The organism is Pelotalea chapellei (assembly GCF_018531195.1).
GTDB classification, from domain to species: Bacteria; Desulfobacterota; Desulfuromonadia; order Geobacterales; family Pseudopelobacteraceae; genus Pelotalea; species Pelotalea chapellei.
Genome location: NZ_JAHDYS010000002.1, coordinates 1 through 20014 on the forward strand (window position 1 = coordinate 1; position 20014 = coordinate 20014).

Here is a 20014-nt window from a genome sequence, read left to right on the forward strand (position 1 = left end):
TTTCCTTCGTGTCTTTGCGCCTTTGTGTGATAACGATCCGGTTCCTACAATGATTCTCTTTCCTGCTGCTCGATGTTGTTCCGGCTGTCGTGGCTCTGCGACACTTCATGATTCTTCCAGAAAATAATTCAGGACAACATTATTCTCACACGAAGCCACGAAGGCACAAAGAGAGAGTTAAAGGTCCGGGCATGCTTTTCCTTCGTGTCTTTGCGCCTTTGTGTGATAACGATCCGGTTCCTACAATGATTCTCTTTCCTGCTGCTCGATGTTCTGCAGCAAAACCGCCATATCCAGAATAAGCGCCACGTTGCCATCCCCGAGTATGGTGGCACCGGAAAGCCCCTTCACATCCCGGTACATCTTACCCAGGGACTTGATCACGGCCTGATGCTCGCCCAACACCTTATCGACCACAAAACCTACCTTGGTGTCATGGATATTGGCGATCACAATCTGCTCGATATCGGGACGCTCTCCTGCAATCATGAAATGCTCTCGCAAAGGTATATAAGGAATGATGGCTCCGCGTACATTGGCCAGATGACGCCCATGAGAATTAAGCACATCTGCGCTGGTCAGCTCAATGCATTCCTCCACCGTCGCCAGGGGCAGGACGAAATGATCGGTGCCGATCTTGACCAACAGACTGTCGATGATCGCCAGGGTCAGCGGGATCTTTAGGGTGATCGTGGTTCCGACTCCCGGCACACTGTCCACACCGATCGAGCCGCGCAGTCCGTCGATTCCGCGCTTGACCACGTCCATTCCGACACCGCGGCCGGAAACGCTTGTCACCGCAGTGGCGGTTGAAAAGCCTGGTGCAAAAATCTGGGCGTAGATCTCCTTGTCAGAGACCTCGGCATTGGCATTGAGCAGTCCGCGCTCAACTGCCTTGGCGCGAATCGCGTTGCGATCGAGACCGCCGCCGTCGTCGCGAATGGTGATCAGCACTGAATCACCGGAATGTTCCGCTCCCAGAGTGACCGTGCCGGTTGATGATTTTCCTGCAGCAAGACGGGCTTCGGGCATTTCGACGCCATGATCGATGCTGTTGCGAATGATGTGCACCAGCGGATCGTTCAACTTCTCGATCACGGTCTTGTCCAGCTCCGTATCAGCGCCAAAAGTCTCCATCTCGATTTCTTTTCCCAGCTCCTGAGACAGATCGCGCACCAGGCGCTTGAACTTGCTGAAGGTGCTGCCGATAGGGAGCATGCGAATGTTGAGGGCCGTATCCCGCAACTCATTGGTCAATCGCTCGACCTCTTCGGCAATGGCAATGTACGTGGAATCTCTGCCGGCCATGGAAACCTGGGAAAGATGGGCCTGGACCGTGACCATTTCGCCCACCAGGTTGATCAGTTGATCCAGTTTTTCGGCAGGCACGCGGATGCTGGCTGCTGCTTCCTGGGGGGCCTCACTGCGCTCTTTGCGGACATTTTTTACATGCTGCTGCTCCACGAGGGCAGATTGAACCTTTCCCGGCGATACGATTTCCTGTTCCACCAGCAGTTCACCGAAGCGCTTCTGCTGCAGCAAGACCTTCTGCATCTCCTCCAGCGACAGGTCTCCACGCTCCACCAGGATATTTCCCAACTTTTTGTAATCCTGGTCAGGATCGATCTTGCCGCTGTCGATCAGCTCAATCCTGATATCACAATCATCCTCCACAAAGATGAAAACATCCCGGATGGCGTCTTCACCTCGGGTGCTGGTCAGGATAATATCCCAGTAAATGTGACAATGTTCAGGGACCAGGCTGTCAAGCAGCGGAACTTCATCAAACTGGGCGATGACATAGCATACTCCCAGCCCCCGCAATTCATTGATCAGGGAGATTGGATTGGTGCCGCACAACAGGATTTCCGGTGCGGGACGGAATCGTATCCGCCAGGTTTTCTCATCAGCTGGTTCTTCACCCGCCATGGAGAGCGCGGAAACATTGGGTACGTCGGAGGCTACCTCCACCATGTCTGCCTTCGGCACAAGCAGACGCAAGCCGGAAATGATCTCGTCTCCCCGACTGCGATCAACTTCACCGGCTATTCCTGAATCATTCAGCAGAGCCAGGATATGATCCCGCGATGTAAGGGTCAGGTCCAGCAGCTGTTTGGTGACTGCCATCTTGCCGTTACGTACCAGATCGAAGACGGTTTCTACTTCGTGGGTAAATGCGGCAATTTCATCGAATCCGAACATGGCTCCGGAGCCTTTAATGGTATGCATAGCCCGAAACACGCGGTTGATCAGATCATCATCATCCGGAGTCTCCTCCAGATCGAGCAACGAAGTCTCCAGTTCTGCCAGCAGCTCAGCGGCTTCTTCGCGATAGGTTGCCATTGCCTGTTCCATCATAAAGTGCACCTCTGCTTCGTGATTCAAGTAGTTCGGGGTTAACCGATCCCCAGTCCCAGCCTTTCCCGGTCCCCGCTGTTATCCCAAGACTTTCTTGATCACCGCAATCAACTGGTCCGGCTTGAACGGCTTGACGATCCAGCCGGTGGCACCGGCAGCTTTCCCTTCCGCCTTGCGGGAATCCTGGGATTCCGTGGTCAGCATGACGATTGGAATGAATTTGTTGAGCGCCCCGGCACGTACCCCTTTGATGAGGCCGATGCCATCCATGTTGGGCATGTTCAAGTCAGTCAGCAGCATATCGACTTTTTGCGCACCCAACTTGTTCAGAGCGTCACGACCGTCCACTGCCTCGACAACTTCATAACCGTTCTGTTTGAGGGTGAATGCCACCATCTGCCGCACACTGGCCGAGTCATCAGCCGTCATGATTACTTTTGCCATTATTGTGTTCCTCCGGACCAGATGCAGGTAGCATCAGTATTGTACTTGCATGCAAGGCGATTTTCCAAACCGCAGGAAGTGATCATGTCACCGAGACCCTGGAGCTGCTGGCAGTGATATGAAAATATCTTGCCCCTGGCGGCGGCGGTTTTGCAGGCCGAACGGAGGATCTGAATGCCGGTGATGTCCAGAACGACCCCCTCATCAAACTCCACAGATACATGCTGGACCACCTCAAGGGCTTCACGAATCAGCCGGGCAAATTCCGCCGCATTTTCTATGGTCAGACGATCACCACTGGCGATGACGATGGAACCGTCTTCACGGTAAGAACTGTTCATAATCTCTCCTGTCAAAACAAGTCAACGTTATCGCCAAACTCAGAGTCGCTGTCCGAAGGGTTCCCGAGATCAACCTGCTCTGCTGCAGCAACCTGACCGCCCCGTTTTCGGGCTATCGCCTCGTGGATGTGCCGTTCGCTTTCCATCGTGTAGCGCTGCTCCATGTGAAGGAGGTTCTGCTTGAACTCACTGCTGGCAGGTTCAATCCGACGAGCCTGGGTAACGATCAACTCCAGGCCTTCAAGCACCCCTTTGGCCATCTCCCGGGTCCGCTCATGAACGTCGATTTCGGCGGTGGCCTGTTCAATATCCAGGGTCAGGGACTGGACATTTTCGCTCAATGCCGCCAGCAGGGAGAAAAGGTCATTGTTCATGGCAGCCAGGGTTGGCAAAATTTCGGCCAGTTCATGTTCTATTGCAGAAATGTCGGAAGCGGAACCTGATTCGTCGGTACTGTTTTCTGCCGCAAGATGACCGGTTGCCGTGTGGATATTGTTCAGTGTGGAGGAAACCAGATCCGTCTGCCGTCCCGCTTCATCGGAAAGCCGCTTGATCGCTTCGGCCAGCACCCCCAGGGCAGCCCCCTCATGCCCGGTGTGAGCCGCCTTGATCTGGGAATTAAGCGCAATCAGGTCTATTTCGGTTCCGATGAACTCAATATCACCGACAAAAGAGGTGATCTGTTGAATCGTACCAGCCACATCCTGCATGGTAACCGCCATGTCATGATCCGTTCTGGCACATTTTGTCAGCACCGTGGTAACTGATGTAACCCCCTGCCTGAGCGCATCCACAAACGAACTTCCACCGGCGTCAGCCACTCCGGCAACAGTCAGGGTTTCCTGAGCAATTGCATTCTGTTTGCGGGCTATGTCGCGCAAATTATCCACAATGGCGCAGACAGCGGCATACAGCTCTGTTGAGGCAAAACGTAGCTGAGCTTCCTGCAGCTCGCAGACATCGCCACATTCAATCACCAACTTCCTGAGCTGGTCCTCCCCCGGACTCTCAGTATCAGTGGCATCCAGATTATTGATCAGGCGCTCGAGAGCCTCCACCACATGTTCCACCTGCTGGCGGGTGATATCATGGGTTTGTTGGGATGCCACGACTTCCCCTATGTCCGCAATGACATCGCTGGAGACCGCCGCGACCATTGACCCAAAACGGGTACAACGGTCATTAACCGCAATGAGCTCTTGAAGATTATCAGCGGTTGACGCCACGGAAATACGCAGTTCTTTGTCCTGTAATTTTTCACTGGCCCGGACCGCCGCAAGATTGGAAGTGATCGTGGAGGCCAGGATCTGACGCTGGTTAAGTATGGCCGCGGACTTGTCATTAACCTGATGGGAAAGCTTTTCAACGTCCATGGCGAGGTTTACAAAAGCGTTGCCCATCTCTCCCAGACGTGAACTCTCGATTTTTGTGGAGATACTCAACATGCGCAGGGTTTTGTTCATTTTCTGAAAACCCTCCAGCGGCTGAGTCACCTCCTCCAACAGTTCCTGAACCCGCACCAGAATTGAGCTACTCTCGCTGCTGCGAAGACGGGAATCGGCCAGATAAGTTTCCATTGCTGTCATGATCTGCTGCAGTCGGGCAATCAGCATCTGCAGACGATCGCCCGATACAACCTCCATCAACTGACCGGCCATCCGGGAGATATCCACCGACCGCTGATAAAACGACTGCATTCGCGAGCCGATCTGCAGGAATTCATCTTCCGTGGTGCCGGCCATCTGACGCAGCGTAGAGAGCGAAGGAGTAATAACCCCGCGCCAGGCTGAGAGGTTTACCTCTCCTATCTCATTTTCAGAAAAATTATATTGTTGTATGGAAGACATGCGATTCCTTTATGCGGGTTCATGGGCACAGGAAAACTCCGGTGCCCATGAAATTTTGCGTTTCAGTATCTCTCAAACTCGTCATCCAGATGATCCGGCCCAGCCTGTCCCAGCTGCAAATTTATCCCGCCCTCGGAGTTGCGTTTGACAGGTGCAGCAGGACCTTTAGCATGGGCAATCTGGGTCCTTTTTCCAGGCTTACGGCTGACTGCTGCCGTACGGCGTTGATTGCCGATATCGAAGAAGCTGATTGAACTCTGCAGCTGTTCCGCCTGGCTGGAAAGCTCTTCCGAGGTGGAAGCCATCTCTTCCGAAGCAGAAGCATTCTGCTGAATAACCTGATCCAGTTGCTGAATGGCCTTGTTGATCTGCTCGGCCCCGGTATCCTGTTCCTTGCTGGATGCGGTGATCTCTTGCACCAGCTCGGCTGTCTTCTGGATATCAGGCACCATGCGGGTCAGCATCTCGCCCGCCTGTTCGGCAATCGCCACGCTGCGGGTGGAAAGACCGGAGATCTCGCCGGCAGCGGATTGGCTCCGTTCAGCCAGCTTGCGAACTTCCGAGGCAACCACGGCAAAGCCCTTGCCATGCTCACCGGCACGGGCAGCTTCGATGGCGGCATTCAGCGCCAGCAGATTGGTCTGGCGGGCGATTTCCTCGATGATGCTGATTTTGGTGGCGATCTCTTTCATGGCAGCAACAGTCTCGGTGACAGCCTTGCCCCCTTCCTTGGCATCCACGGAACTCTTCATGGAAATCTTTTCAGTCTGCATGGCGTTGTCGGTGTTCTGGCGAATGCTGGAAGCCATCTCCTCCATACTGGAAGAAATCTCCTCGGCGCTGGCAGCCTGCTCGGTGGCACCCTGGGACATTTGCTGGGCAGTGGAGGAAAGCTCCTGACTGCCGGAAGCTACGTTATCGGAAGCAGTCATGACATCGCCCACAACCTGCTTGAGCTTTTCAACCATCTGGCTGATGGCAGCCATCATCAGGCCGGTTTCGTCCTTGGATTTTGATTCAACGGTAATGGTCAGGTCCCCTCTGGCCAGGGAGTTGGCAACACCAACCGCTTCATTGATCGGGCCGGTAATGGTGCGGGTGATGAACAGGCCCAGGCCTACTGCCAACAGGGCGCCGAGTACTGCAAGGATGGTCATCAGGCGGGAAGCAGCTATTGCGATAACTGTATTTTCATCGGAGGTCAATTTGGCCTGATTTATCTTGGCATCAACAAGTTTGTCAATTGTTTCGCCAAAAGCCCCTGCAACCTTTGCCAACTGACCGGAATCAATAATTGCCTTAACCTCGTCCTCTTTATTAGCCAAAGAGAATTGCAGTAATTTTTCCATAGTCGCGTAATAGGACTTTCGTTCCTCTTTAAATTCGCTGAACATTTTTTTGCCAGCTTCTGTGAGGATAGTTTTTTCAAATGACTCTGATTCTTTGTCCACTTCTTCACGCAGAACTTTAATCATCTGTACATACTTTTCTTTTTCAGCTGTATTAGTTGCTTTAAGAAGGTACAGGATATTGACACGTATTTTTTGAAAACTGGTTCCAATTTTCAGTAATTCAGCCGTTGGCACGGTGATTTTTTCATAAAGTTTTATGTCCGCATCTTCTATCTGATGAATTTTCTGAATGCCGATAAAGCCGATAATTCCTGCAAATAACGCTACAATAATGAACCCCGAAATAAGTTTGGTACCTATCTTCAGATCATTGAACCATTGCATGGTAACCCTCCTGATTGGTATGTTGCCTGGATATGGTAACTGATACTGGGACTTCTTATCCTGAAACCGCGGCCAGTTCAGCGCCGGAAAAGACTTTGTCGATATCGAGAATCATGACGAACCGTTCGTTGTGCTTGCCCATCCCTTTCAGAAATTCTGTTTTCAGATGCGTGCCAATGTGCGGTGCCGCTTCGATCTGGGAGGGTTCCATTTCAATCACCTCCTGAACACTGTCCGCCAGCGCGCCAAGAACAATGTTCTCACCCCCCATATCGACTTCGACCACAATGATACAGGTGTTGACGGTTTGAGCTGTTTCCTCCAGGCCGAACTTCAGCCGCAGGTCGATCACCGGCACAACACAACCGCGCAGATTGATCACACCCCGCATGAAATCCGGCACCTGCGGCACCTTGGTGATGCTGGTGATCTCCAGGATTTCCCGCACCCTGGCCACATCAACGGCAAACACTTCCTCGGCCAGTGTAAATGTCAAAAACTGGGTTGTTTCCATCATTGTTTCCATGCTCATGTTCCCTCCATTTCATTCTGCTGCGACGTTTTTTGCCCGTTAACTAATTGCAGCCTGAACTCAAGCCTCGTTGTCTGTAATGAAAATATTCCGCCTGACGTTATCCAGCATGTGCAGAATCATGCCCTGGCTCCCCCGCATCACCGGCTCATCATGAGTTGAATAAATTGTCAGGATTTCTCTGCATGCAATTTTCAAAAGTGAATCCATATGATTTTGCCTGTAGATTTCTCTCCACATGGCGAGTCGCAACTGCATGTCGCCCGAAAAAAGTGCTTTTTCAGACGGTGCATACAGGCAGATGGAATCAGATACATCACTGGGAGTATGAAGCACCTCGAGACAGTCGTCGCCTGCATCCACTGACTGCCCATCCTGAAGAAGTTCATCAATATCAGGCCCGGCGGTCAGGGCCAGAGTTTTCGACTTGTAATACCTTTTAAGAGCCTTTGCGCCACCGGACTGATCCACATAACTATGAGTGAGAATCACCTGGGACACCGGCGCATTGCCATAGATACTTAAGACCTGTTTTACCTTTTTAAGAATTGACGCATCAGTACCTGGATCAATCATAGTGGTAATGGTAGTGGGACTGTTCAAGTTGCCGAGGATCAGGTATGAGTTGCAGCAATTCTTTTTGTTATTTTTTTTCAGCGTGATTATTTTCATGTCACATCCACGACTTCTAAAATTCGAATCACTTAGATGTAAATAATTTAATTAAATAAGTGCTCCTCGCATAAATGAATTCCACTTCATATTACGTGCCGTACTGCAGCCATTGATCTTATTTAAATTAAAAGCTTTGTAGAATTGAACGGATAGAGATGCGACATGCGGAGGCAGGGGTTAAGCGAAGTCAAACGGATTGTGTATCATGCGACATATATGTAGCAGATGCATGCCTACCAAGTGTCGCATGAGACAGTTATTACAGAGAGTTGTCGAGGAGAGTTGGATCTTCTTGAAGTTTGCGGTAGATGGTGCAGCGGCTTACACCCAGCAGACGGGCAGCCTTGGCCTTGTTGCCGCCTGCCTTTTCCAATGCCTCAGCCAGAGTGAGTTGTTTTTCGAAAGCAGAATCAGGCACTTCATCGTGAGGATGGTGTCGGACAGCGGAGATAAAGTCCTGGGGGAGATCTTCCACGGACAACACCGTGGAGGGGCATAGGATAGCGGCATGTTCAAGAGTATGTTCCAATTCGCGTACATTCCCCGGCCAGGAATGATGCATGAACAGCTCAAGTACATCCCGGGATACGGCTGACAAAGGCCTTTTGAACTTCCGGCTGAACTTTTCCAGAAAATGCTCAACCAGAAGAGGAATATCATCCCTGCGATCTTTCAAAGGAGGAATGATCAGGCGAACTACGTTCAGCCGGTAATAGAGATCGCTTCGAAAGGTGCCGAGCCGGACCTTCTCAGCCAGGTCCTGATTAGTTGCTGCGATTACTCTGACATCGACCTTGATTGAATTGGAGTCACCGACCGGCTCAAACTCCTGCTCCTGGAGCACACGCAACAGCCTCATCTGCATGGCAGGGGAGATGTCGCCGATCTCATCGAGAAAAATTGTTCCACCATCGGCTTTTTGAAAACGGCCTACCTGGGCGCTCACCGCGCCGGTATAGGCGCCACGCACATGACCGAACAATTCGCTTTCCAGCAGGTGTTCCGACAGAGCGGCGCAGTTGACCTTCACAAAGGGCTTATCCCGCCTGACCCCCTGATGATGCAGTGCAGCGGCGACCAACTCTTTGCCGGTGCCGCTCTCGCCGTTGACAAGAACAGTTGTCTGCACGTCGGAAAGCGCCTCAATGAGGGTATACATGCGTTGCATAGCCGCATTCTGGCCCATTATCCCGCTATAGCCATTTTGGCGGTGTACCCGCTTTTCAAGAGAGACCAATTCGGTTTCGTCACGCATAATAGCCACTGCGCCATCGACGGTGCCGCTCTTGTCGAAAACCGGGGAGACGCTGATGCTGATAATCCGCTTTGGTCCATTAATTTTCCTGCATTCCAGTCGGCGAAGATTACGCTGAGTACCGTCACTGAGGACTTCTGCCAGCATTTGTCGACAGGTGCCACCACAACCCGCTTTTATGGACAGGGCGGGCATTCCCAACTGATCTGCCGTGTACCCGCATGACCGCATGGACGCTTCGTTGAACTGGATCAACCGGTTGTTGCTGTCAACCAGCATGATTCCATCGGAAGCGCTTTGGAAAATGGCATCCAGGTTTGCCTGTTTACGCTCGCTTTCTTCGATAAGTCTTTTGCTGTAGAGGGCGCGCTGAGCGGTACTGATGATCTGATGAAAGGAGATAGGCTTGGTCAGGTAATCGAAGGCACCAAGTCTGAGCGCTTCGGCGGCCGATTCAACGTCCGGCAGTCCTGTAATCAGAGCAACCTGGGCATTTTTGTCAAGCGACTTTATATGTCGCAACAAATCGATACCATTGCTCTTGCCGATAAAAATATCGGCGATGATCAGATCAAATTTTTCAGCTTTAAGAATTTCCTCGGCCTCACCGATAGTCGATGCGCACCTGACAGCAAAACCTTCACGCTCAAGAAACATCTTGAGAAGTCTTTGTATGGATTGTTCGTCATCAACGATAAGGGCACTAGATATCATGCTAATAAATTATGCATTTTGGTTAATGAGGTCAAAGAAAAATCTTGTTGTTTACACTATTTTTTTCTCATTAGTGCAAAAGTCAGCTTCACCACACTCAACCAAATCATGATGCAGGTATTATTGTCGAGCGCCAGCCTCTCCCCAGGCGCTCGATTACTTAATATGAAATTGTATATATAACCAGCCAATGAATTGTGTTATTGCGTACGCTATAGCTTCAGATGCGACATAGAGCTAAAGAGTGCCTGAAGAATTGCAAATTTTTCAAAGGATCTAACTATGCAGATCAATACAACAAATTCCATCAAAGAGTTGCAACTTCGTCTTGCTGAATTGGAAACCAGGAACAAAGAACTGCAACAGTCCAAAGATGCAACGGAAATTCTGCTGCAAAAAAGCACAGAACGTAATCAGCTCAACCTGCAAATAATCGCCTGCGCCCAGGAAGGTATTATCGTTTACGGCCCGGATCTGCGCTATCTGGTGTGGAACCCCTATATGGAGCGTATAACCGGTGCTCCAGCCAGTGACATCCTGGGTCGGCATCCCTTGGAAGTCTTTCCCCACCTTCGCGATAATGGCGTAATCGATATGCTGGAAAAGGTTCTGGCTGGCGACACTATTAAACCTGATATGCACCCATTTCACGTTCCCAAAAATGAACTCACCTCGTGGGGGGCTTTTTCACGAGCCCCTTTGCGGGATGCGCAGGGAGAGATAGTCGGCGTCATTGTTACAGTGCGCGACATTACCGGTTACAAACGGTCGGAGGAGGCACGCGAGAAATTGCAGTCACAGCTGTACCAAGCCCAGAAGATGGAGGCAGTAGGCCATCTTGCAGGCGGAATAGCTCATGATTTCAACAACATCCTGACAGTCATCAACGGCTACTGTGCATTGCTGAAAATGGATATGGACAAGAACTTACCGGAGACGCCACTCGTATGGGAAATAGCTGAGGCAGCGAGCCGAGCCACACATCTGACACACAGCCTGCTGGCCTTCAGCCGCAAGCAGATCATGAGAATCCAGGATATTAACCTGAACCTCGTTGTCACAAATGTTGAAAAAATGCTTAGAAGGGTGATCGGTGAAGATATAGAACTTCAAATAACAATCGGCAGTGATCCTCTGCATGTGAAAGTCGATCATTTGCAGATCGAGCAGGTATTACTGAATCTGGCTACTAATGCCAGAGATGCAATGCCCAGGGGTGGAAAATTACATATTAAAACTGAATACAAGGAACTTGACGAGGCTTCTATCAAAAACATATACCCTGTTATCGCCGGAAATTATGCCATTTTATCCGTCTCTGATTCAGGCAGCGGCATCCCCAATGATATCCAGGAAAAAATATTCGAGCCATTTTTCACAACCAAGGAAGCGGGTGTCGGCACTGGTCTTGGTCTTTCCATGGTGTACGGGATTGTCAAGCAACACGGGGGGTACATCTATGTTTACAGCTCACCGGGGGAAGGAGCCACTTTCAGAATCTATCTGCCTGCTGTCATGGGCACCCATGAAGCACTGAAAGAGGGGGCTGTTCAGGAACTCCCTCCCTCAGGCAATGTGACCATTCTCGTGGCCGAAGATGAAGAACCGATCCGCAAGCTGATGAAGGCTATTCTCGATAAATTTGGTTACAAGGTTATTCTCGCAGTGGATGGACAGGATGCTGTTGAAAAATTCAGGGAAAATCAGGAAGAGATCAAACTGGTCCTGATGGATGTGATCATGCCGAGAAAAAATGGCAAGGAAGCATCATCTGAAATTGCCGGGATAAAGAAAAATACCAAGTTCCTGTTCATCAGCGGCTATGGTGCAGACATCATCAGGAGTCGTGGTGATCTTGAAGAAGATGCCGAGCTTATTATGAAGCCGGCAGAACCAGGTGAATTACTGAAGAAGATTAAAGAAATGCTGGACAGGTGACAATTAAACCTTGAGCTTCAGTCGTCGACAACAGATTCTAAAGGTTTTGGAAACCTTTAGGCCTTGACCTCCTAGTGCGCTGTAACATCTAAACCCCCTCCCTAACCCTCCCCCTCCAGGGGAGGGAACGCGCTCCTCCCCCAAGCGGGGGGAGGTTGGGAGGGGGGAAGCCTTGGCACGAAAAAATAAGAGTTACATGGTACTAGACACATGGAAAACTCCTTCCCGCTATGATGGCCTGGCCCAAAGCAATCCCGGCATCATTGGGAGGAGCGAGCCGATGGATAAAGACCTGAAAACCGTTTTTCTTTAAAAGATCCATTACCCCCTCGGTCAATAGTTTATTCTGGTACACGCCGCCGGTGAGAACAACACGATCCATCCCGTTTTCCCCTCGAATCAGGCCGCAAATCTCTGCGGTGGCGACCGCCACGGTATTGTGAAAGCAACGTGCAATCTCCGCGATCGGTTTTTCCGAAGCCATCTCTTCGACCATAACGCGGATCATCGGACTGAAATCGATCAGGTACTTCCCCTCCGAAGCCGTAATGTGGCAGGGATAGACATCGTCACAGCACACCGACTCAGCCAGTGCCTCCAACTCAATGGCCGCCTGACCTTCGTAGGACACCTTGGTACGCAGACCGATCAGAGCGGCAATGGCATCGAATAATCTGCCGCAACTTGAAGTGAGGGGCGAATTGATTCCTCGTTCCAGCATTTTCAGAAACAGCTTCCTCTGGTCCGCGGTAACATGGGCAATGCAAGCAAGCGGAAGGTCGAAGAGCGCCGCGCCGAACACGGAATGCAGATACGACAGGGCCATGCGGTACGGCTCTCTCACCGCGGCATCGCCTCCAGGCAGCGGCAGGGTGCGGAAATGCCCTTTTCTTGCTGCCCCTGCATATCCACCCACCAGGAATTCTCCCCCCCAGATGGTCCCGTCCGGGCCGTATCCTGTGCCATCGAAAATGACCCCGATGACCTCCCCCTCCAGGCGATTTTCCGCCATACATGAAGCCATGTGGGCATGATGATGCTGCACCCCGATCTTCGGCACCCCTTTGAGGTCAAGGGCAAAACCTGTTGAGAGATAATCGGGATGAAGATCGTATGCCACCACCTCGGGCTCGATCTTCAGGACCTGTTCCAGATGGCATACCGTATCCTCCAGAGAGCGCAGGGTAGCGGCATTTTGCAGGTCACCTATATGCTGGCTGAGAAAAGCCCGGTTTCCCTTGGTCAGGCAGATGGTCCCCTTTAATTCGGCACCTACGGCCAGAACGTTTTTGCTGATTGGCGGGAGGGAAATGGCACGTGGCACATAACCCCTCGAGCGGCGCAGAAAAAGGGGGTTGCCCTGGAATACCCTGATGATCGAGTCATCGGTGCGGGTGTGGATTTCGCGGTTATGGATCAGAAAGAAGTCGGCAAGCTCGCCCAGTCGCTCCAGGGCCTCGCCGTCTGTGTAGGATATTGGCTCATTCGACAGATTGCCGCTGGTCATGACCAAAGCATTGAAATTGTCTCTGAGAAGCAGGTGGTGCAGCGGGGTGTAGGGCAGCATCACTCCAAAGTAGCCGTTGTTCGGTGCCACCAGCGGCGAAATCCGGTTCCCTTCGCGCTTGGAAAGCAACACGATCGGGCGTTCGACGCCGCTGAGCAGCTTTTTTTCCATCTCGTCAAAAACGGCATACCCCGCAACAGCGGCAAGGTCCGGCGACATTACTGCAAAGGGTTTTTCATCCCGTTTTTTCCGTCTTCTCAGTTCCCGTACAGCTTCATCGTTAGCGGCATCGACTGCCAGGTGATACCCGCCCAGACCTTTCACGGCTAGTATCCGGCCTTCCTTGAGCAGGCTGATTGCAGTGTCCAAAGGGGTACCGGCCAATTTCTTCCCGTACCCGTCGAGTAGCGTGAGAACCGGACCGCAGACGGGACAGGCATTAGGCTGTGCGTGAAACCTGCGGTGATTTGGGTCGTGGTATTCATTACGGCAGGTGCCGCACATGGGAAAGGCGGACATGGTGGTGGCTCCCCGGTCATAGGGAACGCCTTTGATGATGGTGTAGCGCGGACCGCAATTGGTGCAGTTGATGAAGGGATAGCGATAACGACGATCGCTTGGGTCGAAAAGCTCGGCGAGACAATCGGAACAGACGTCGCAGTCAGGGGCAATCTGCACCTCGTTGCCCAATCCGCCACTCTCCTTGATAACAAAACCGCTTTCTGCACACGGAGTAATTTCTTTGATCAGCAGAGAGCTGATCAGGGCTAATGGTGGAGCATGTTCCGGGATAGCACAACGAAAGAGTTCCACATCTTTCGCGGCACCCTCTACCTCCATGACCACACCGGAAGGAGTGTTCATGACCCAACCGGCCAGGTTGTGACTGTTGGCAAGCCGATATATGAAAGGCCGGAAACCAACCCCCTGCACTATTCCTTCTATATCAATCCTGATTCTTTTAATAGGAATGCTCCGGCGGCTATTTCAGCAGGCCCGACGCAAGCCACTCATACCAGGAATCCATCCCCGCACCGTCATGCTGGTAACATCGATATTCCTGATCGTGGGGTTGAGGACTTGATCAGCATTCAGGGAGATGCCAATAACGACATCTCCCTGAATGCTTAACCTGAAAATCAGTAGCGGTAAAACTCGCCCTTATATGGTCCATCCTTCTTTACGCCAATATAGGCAGCCTGGGCATCAGTCAGTTCGGTCAGCATGGCGCCCAGAGTCTTAAGCTGCAGACGCGCCACCTTTTCATCAAGCTCCTTGGGCAGGGTATAGACGCCGATCGGGTATTTGCCGGGGTTACAGAAGATCTCCATCTGCGCCAGAGTCTGGTTGGCAAATGACGAGGACATGACGTAGGAGGGGTGGCCGGTGGCGCAGCCGAGGTTGACCAGACGACCTTCGGCCAGCAGAATGATGCGCTTGCCGTCCGGGAAGATGATGTGATCGACCTGGGGCTTGATGTTTTCCCACTGGTACTGTTTCAGCTTGGCAACCTCGATCTCGTTGTCGAAGTGACCGATGTTGCAGACAATGGCGTTGTGCTTCATGGCCTTCATGTGGTCATGGGTGATGACGTCGATATTACCGGTAGTTGTGACGAAGATGTCGGCCTTGTCGGCAGCGTATTCCATGGTTACGACTTTGTAGCCTTCCATGGCAGCCTGCAGTGCACAGATCGGATCGACCTCGGTCACCCAGACCTGGGCCTGGAGACCACGCATGGCCTGGGAGCAGCCTTTGCCCACATCGCCGTAACCGCAGATCACGGCCACCTTGCCGGCCACCATCACGTCAGTGGCGCGTTTGATGCCGTCCATCAGGGATTCGCGACAACCATAGATGTTATCAAATTTTGATTTGGTAACCGAGTCATTGACGTTGATCGCAGGGAACTTGAGAGTTCCCTTCTTGTGCATTTCGTAGAGACGGTGCACACCGGTAGTTGTTTCTTCGGTAACTCCCTTGATGCTGGCGGCGGTCTTGGAATACCAGCCCGGCTGCTCGGCCAGACGCTTCTTGATCGCGGCGAACAGGAACTGCTCTTCCTCGCAGGTCGGATTGGCGATCACGGAAGCATCCTTTTCGGCATCGCTGCCCAGGTGCAGCAGCAGGGTGGCGTCGCCACCGTCGTCCAGGATCATGTTAGGGCTGCCGCCGTCATGCCATTCGAAGATTTTATGGGTGTAATCCCAATAATCAGCCAGTGTCTCACCCTTAATAGCAAAAACAGGGATACCAGCAGCAGCAATGGCGGCAGCGGCATGGTCCTGGGTCGAAAAGATATTGCAGGAAGCCCAGCGCACTTCGGCACCCAGGGCAGTCAACGTCTCAATCAACATGGCGGTCTGAATAGTCATGTGCAGCGAACCGGCGATGCGGGCGCCCTTAAGCGGCTGAGTCTTGGCGAATTCCTCGCGGATCGCCATCAGGCCGGGCATTTCGGTCTCGGCGATGATCATTTCCTTGCGTCCCCAGGCTGCCAGGGACATGTCTGCTACGATGTAATCTTGTGACATGGTTTACTCTCCTTTTGTGGTTAATATGTTCTTGTCGTGTCTTTAACTATGTTTAATGCCTTGAACCAGCAGCACACTCTCCTGCCTTGCCGTACCACTGACCCGCTCTGCGATGATGGTTTTAAAACCTGCCGATTCCAGCCAACTCCGCAGCTCATCCTCCTCGAAACCGAGCCACTGGTCTGCCAACTGTTCCCGCACCCAGTCCTGCTCATGCCGGGCAAGGTCTACCAGCAGCAAAATTCCGCCTGGCGACAACACCCGGCTGATCTCATTCAAAACGTCAACCGGAGCGGCGGCATGGTGCAGCACCATGTTCAGAATCGCACAGTCCGCAGAATTATCGGGCAGCGGCAGATGAGACATTTCCCCCAATCGCAGGTCAACCCCACTCACACCGCTCGCCGCCATTCTGCGGTTCGCCTCGCCAAGCATCTCGGGTGAGTGATCAACACCTATCACGGTGCGTGCCTTGGCTACCAAGGCGGGAAGAAGTCCGCCGGTACCTAATCCTACTTCAACAACAACTTTTCCCTCCGGTACCAGGGTCAACAGTTTTTCGCGATAATCCGGCACCGGCAACAGTGTACGGGCAAGGTCATCCCATTGGCGGGCATGCAGATCGAAGAATTCCTGGCTGCGTCGCCGGCGCTCCTCAAGCGTACGGGCCACTGCTGCCAGATCTTGAGGTCGCTCCGGCAAAGTCTTCAGCTCCTGTTCCAGAGCTGGACGTATGGCTGCGAAAAAATTGTTGTCACCAGCAACCCGGTAATAGCTCCAGGTGCCATGGCGTTTGACGGAAAGAACCCCCGCCTCGGTCAGGATTTTCAGATGCCGTGATATGCGGGACTGCCCCATGCCGAGTATGGCAGTCAGTTCCTGCACGGTAAATTCGCCGCGCAGCAGGATTGCTGTAAGACGAAGACGGCAGGGATCGGCTAGGGCTTTGAAGAATTCGAGCATAGATCATGTTTTCCAATAAGACTATATCAAGTTTTCTTGATATAGCACATTATAAATAACCTGGCAAGTCTCAGGGCACAGATCCATATTTTTCGCGCAGGATGACTTTGCTTATTTTACCGACGCTTGTCTTGTCGATGGCTTCCACAAAGCGCACCCGCAACAATACGACCTGTTTGTTCACCTGTCCCCTGTCGGCGTATTCCCTGACATGGTGACTCAAGATCTTTTCGGTCACACTGCTGCCAGGACGCAGTACTACCAACGCCAACGGTCGCTCACCCCATTTCTCGTCCGTAACCCCAATCACCGCCACTTCAGCCACAGCAGGGTGATGAGCAATGATATCTTCCAACTCCAGTGAGGAGATCCATTCTCCAGCAACCTTGATGACATCCTTGGTCCGGTCGGTGATCTTCACATAACCACGCTGGTCACGCATTGCCACATCGCCAGTATGCAGATAGCCACCCTCCCATAGCCGCTCGGAAGCCTTGTGATCCTTGAGATATCCCTGTGTTAACCATGGTGCCCGCACCACAAGTTCACCTTTGCTGGAATTGTCGCGCGGCAATTCCCGGTGTTCACTGTCCACAATGCGCAGATCAACCAGAGGTATGGATTGTCCGGTTTTACAGCGGATCAGCGCCTGCTCTTCCGACGACAGCTCCAGCATCTCCGGTGTCAAATGGGCAAAGGTCAGGATCGGGCAGGTTTCAGACATGCCGTAGCCGGTAAAAAGATCAATACCCCTTTGCATTGCCTCAATACAAAGGGTCCGTGACATGGCCGCACCTCCGATGATCAGCTTCCACCCGGAAAGATCAATGCGCTGGGCGTGAGGATGCTTGAGCAGCATGTGCAGAATGGTGGGGACACAATGAGAAAAGGTGACCTTCTCCTTTTCAACAAGTTCCAGCAGGTGGTCAGGCACATATCTGCCGGGGTAAACCTGCTTTACACCCAGCATAGTGGCAACATACGGCATTCCCCAGGCGTGGACATGGAACATGGGAGTAATCGGCATGTAGACATCCTGCCGATGGAATCGGCCATGGCTGGCTGTACCCAGGGCAGCAAGGACTCCCAGGCTATGCAGCACCAGCTGACGCTGACTGAAGTACACACCCTTGGGCATGCCGGTGGTCCCGGTGGTATAAAAGGTGGTCGCACGAATATTTTCATCAAAATCAGGAAAATCAAAGGTGGTGGCGGCCTCTTTTAACAACGCCTCGTATTCTCCGTCAAAGGTTATCGTGGTTGCGGGGAGCTTGTCTTCATCATTGAGCACGATGTAGTTTTTAACCGTATCGATTCGCCCGCGAATCTGCTCCAGGATCGGGAGAAATTCGCTGTTGACCAACAGTACGTCATCCTCTGCATGATCGATGGTATAGAGAATCTGTTCCGGAGAAAGTCGAACGTTGATGGTATGCAGTACCGCACCAATCATCGGCACGGCAAAAAAACATTCCAGATACCGGTGAGAATCCCAGTCCATTACTGCCACAGTATCCCCCGGACCAACCCCCAGATTGGTCAATGCATTGGCAAGGCGACGCACCCGCTCATGCAGAGTGCGATAGGTATAGCGGAAGCTGCCACGATAGACGATTTCCTGTTCTGGAGCATCAACCGCGGGACAGAACAAAAGGCTCTTGATCAGCAGTGGATAATCATAAGCGGAGGTGGTGCGGGGAATGCTTGAATCGGGCATATTGAACTCCTTTTGAATACCTTTCAGATATGTGGAAACCGGCTAACCTCAAAAAAAAACCGCCGGAGATTTTTCCGACGGCTTTCCCATAGTGCATGAGGTTCTATCCCTCTAAGCCTCCGGCTGTTCACCAAAAAGCTCGTCAAAAATGGCTTGCACGGTTGTGATGCGGTCCGCCTTCCAGGCATTGGTACCGCAAAAGACCAGTCCGGTTTCCGTATCACCCCGCTGGGCACGATCGAGGGACGAGACGATGCAGAAACGATCCCCGGTCTCCTTGTAGGTGCACTTCTTGAGACAACCCAACATGCATGACGTATCGTAATCCAGGTCATGCTGCCGGATCTGGTCTTTATTGGTGATAATCGCACGCCCCGGCAGACCGGCCGGGCTCATGATCAGCCCGATGTCCTCCTGGTTGCACGCCATGTATTTCTGCTTGAAAGCCTCATCCGCATCGCACTCTTCGGTACAGACAAAGCGGCTGGCCATCTGTACACCGTCTGCGCCTTCGGCCAGAGCGTGTTCAACATCGGCACGGTCCCAGATGCCGCCTGCAGCAATGATCGGTATTTCGGTGCCGTATTCGCGGCGAAAGAACTCCTTTACCTGTCGGACAGTGTCGTACTGGTCATATTCACCTGTGCCGATATTCTCGATTTTCTCACCCAGGTGACCGCCAGCTGTATCGGGATCTTCCACGACCACCGCATCCGGCAGACGCTGGTAAGACTTCTGCCATTTGCGGGCAATCAGCTGAGCCGCCCGCACAGATGACACGATCGGTACCAGCGCAACATCAGGATGATCCGCGGTCAGCTCCGGCAAGCCCATAGGAAGCCCTGCCCCGCAGACGATCACTTTGGCGCCACCCTCAACAGCCGCCCTGACCAGCTGTTCATAATCGGTCAGCGCCACCATCACGTTGACACCTATGATACCATCAGGAGCAATTTCATAGGCTTTGGCAAGTTCAGCCTTGAATGCCTCTGCATCAGCTTGAAAATAGTTTCTGCCATCATAAAGGCCGCTATTGAGAGCAATTCCCGGCGCTGCCACCAACCCCACACCGCCGCATTTTGCCACATGCCCAGCCAGACTGCCGGCGGATATGCGTACCCCCATACCACCTTGAATGAGGGGGTATCGAGAGATGTGTTTACCAATGCGAAGTGGTTGCGTCATGGGTTCCTCCTGCTGGGCATAAAATTACTACAAAGCATACCAGCTGCACTGCATACTTTTTGTAATAGTTTTGTAAAATCATAATTCATCGAGTTTCATCAATTACTTTCCAGAAATGTAATGCCTGTATCACTGTATAGGAGAAGGCTGGAATCACAGCGGATGGTATCAAATACCAACTCAATGATCTGAGTGAAAAAGGTGTTATCAAACGCGTCGGGGCCAGATTGGGGTGGGCACTGGGAAACAATGGGGTATGAAAATCACC

15 protein-coding genes are annotated in these 20014 nt (G+C 52.2%); 2 read left to right on the forward strand and 13 right to left on the reverse strand.

The annotated features are described in order from the left end of the window. Positions 1-240 precede the first annotated feature (240 nt). The 8 genes from KJB30_RS01915 to KJB30_RS01950 form a co-directional block, all read right to left on the reverse strand. Positions 241-2358, reverse strand: coding sequence for a chemotaxis protein CheA (locus KJB30_RS01915; RefSeq protein ID WP_214296252.1), 2118 nt, complete (start codon positions 2356-2358; stop codon positions 241-243). A 78-nt stretch (positions 2359-2436) separates the two neighbouring features. Further along, positions 2437-2802 (reverse strand): response regulator, encoded by a 366-nt coding sequence (locus KJB30_RS01920; RefSeq protein ID WP_214296253.1) that lies wholly within the window; start codon positions 2800-2802, stop codon positions 2437-2439. Then, entirely contained in the window at positions 2802-3143 is a 342-nt protein-coding gene (locus KJB30_RS01925; protein ID WP_214296254.1) for a hypothetical protein, read from the reverse strand. The genes KJB30_RS01920 and KJB30_RS01925 overlap by 1 nt, the downstream gene beginning before the upstream one ends. Positions 3144-3154: 11 nt before the next feature. Then, a complete protein-coding gene (locus KJB30_RS01930; RefSeq protein ID WP_214296255.1) occupies positions 3155-4990 on the reverse strand; it encodes a methyl-accepting chemotaxis protein in 1836 nt (611 codons plus the stop codon). A gap of 62 nt (positions 4991-5052) precedes the next feature. Continuing rightward, positions 5053-6726: a methyl-accepting chemotaxis protein gene (locus tag KJB30_RS01935; RefSeq protein WP_214296256.1), complete on the reverse strand. Its 1674-nt coding sequence runs from the start codon at positions 6724-6726 to the stop codon at positions 5053-5055. Between the two features lie 55 nt (positions 6727-6781). Further along, positions 6782-7258 (reverse strand): chemotaxis protein CheW, encoded by a 477-nt coding sequence (locus KJB30_RS01940; RefSeq protein WP_214296257.1) that lies wholly within the window; start codon positions 7256-7258, stop codon positions 6782-6784. A 60-nt stretch (positions 7259-7318) separates the two neighbouring features. Continuing rightward, positions 7319-7930, reverse strand: a complete 612-nt coding sequence (locus tag KJB30_RS01945; RefSeq protein ID WP_214296258.1) for an MBL fold metallo-hydrolase — start codon at positions 7928-7930, stop codon at positions 7319-7321. 262 nt (positions 7931-8192) lie between these two features. Then, on the reverse strand, positions 8193-9902 hold the full coding sequence (locus KJB30_RS01950; RefSeq protein WP_214296259.1) for a sigma-54-dependent Fis family transcriptional regulator: 1710 nt from the start codon (positions 9900-9902) through the stop codon (positions 8193-8195). Positions 9903-10184: 282 nt separating this feature from the next. Here KJB30_RS01950 and KJB30_RS01955 point away from each other — a divergent pair, with 282 nt between their 5' ends. Beyond that, entirely contained in the window at positions 10185-11840 is a 1656-nt protein-coding gene (locus tag KJB30_RS01955) for a PAS domain-containing hybrid sensor histidine kinase/response regulator family protein (protein WP_214296260.1), read from the forward strand. 202 nt (positions 11841-12042) lie between these two features. Here the strand turns inward: KJB30_RS01955 and hypF are convergent, their stop codons facing one another. Beyond that, the gene (gene hypF / locus KJB30_RS01960; protein ID WP_214296542.1) at positions 12043-14319 is read right to left on the reverse strand and encodes a carbamoyltransferase HypF; all 2277 of its coding nucleotides are present in this window, start codon (positions 14317-14319) and stop codon (positions 12043-12045) included. Between hypF and KJB30_RS01965 the strand changes: the two genes are divergently transcribed. Continuing rightward, entirely contained in the window at positions 14230-14478 is a 249-nt protein-coding gene (locus KJB30_RS01965; RefSeq protein WP_214296261.1) for a hypothetical protein, read from the forward strand. The genes hypF and KJB30_RS01965 overlap by 90 nt on opposite strands. Positions 14479-14486: 8 nt before the next feature. On the opposite strand, the gene ahcY is transcribed toward KJB30_RS01965, so the two are convergent. The 4 genes from ahcY to KJB30_RS01985 form a co-directional block, all read right to left on the reverse strand. Continuing rightward, on the reverse strand, positions 14487-15881 hold the full coding sequence (ahcY, locus tag KJB30_RS01970; protein WP_214296262.1) for an adenosylhomocysteinase: 1395 nt from the start codon (positions 15879-15881) through the stop codon (positions 14487-14489). A 42-nt stretch (positions 15882-15923) separates the two neighbouring features. Then, positions 15924-16844, reverse strand: a complete 921-nt coding sequence (locus tag KJB30_RS01975) for an ArsR/SmtB family transcription factor (RefSeq protein WP_214296263.1) — start codon at positions 16842-16844, stop codon at positions 15924-15926. Positions 16845-16914: 70 nt separating this feature from the next. Next, positions 16915-18561: a fatty acid--CoA ligase gene (locus KJB30_RS01980; RefSeq protein WP_214296264.1), complete on the reverse strand. Its 1647-nt coding sequence runs from the start codon at positions 18559-18561 to the stop codon at positions 16915-16917. Positions 18562-18672: 111 nt separating this feature from the next. Further along, complete coding sequence (locus KJB30_RS01985; RefSeq protein ID WP_214296265.1) at positions 18673-19746, reverse strand: NAD(P)H-dependent flavin oxidoreductase; 1074 nt, start codon at positions 19744-19746, stop codon at positions 18673-18675. Between the last annotated feature and the right edge of the window lie 268 nt (positions 19747-20014).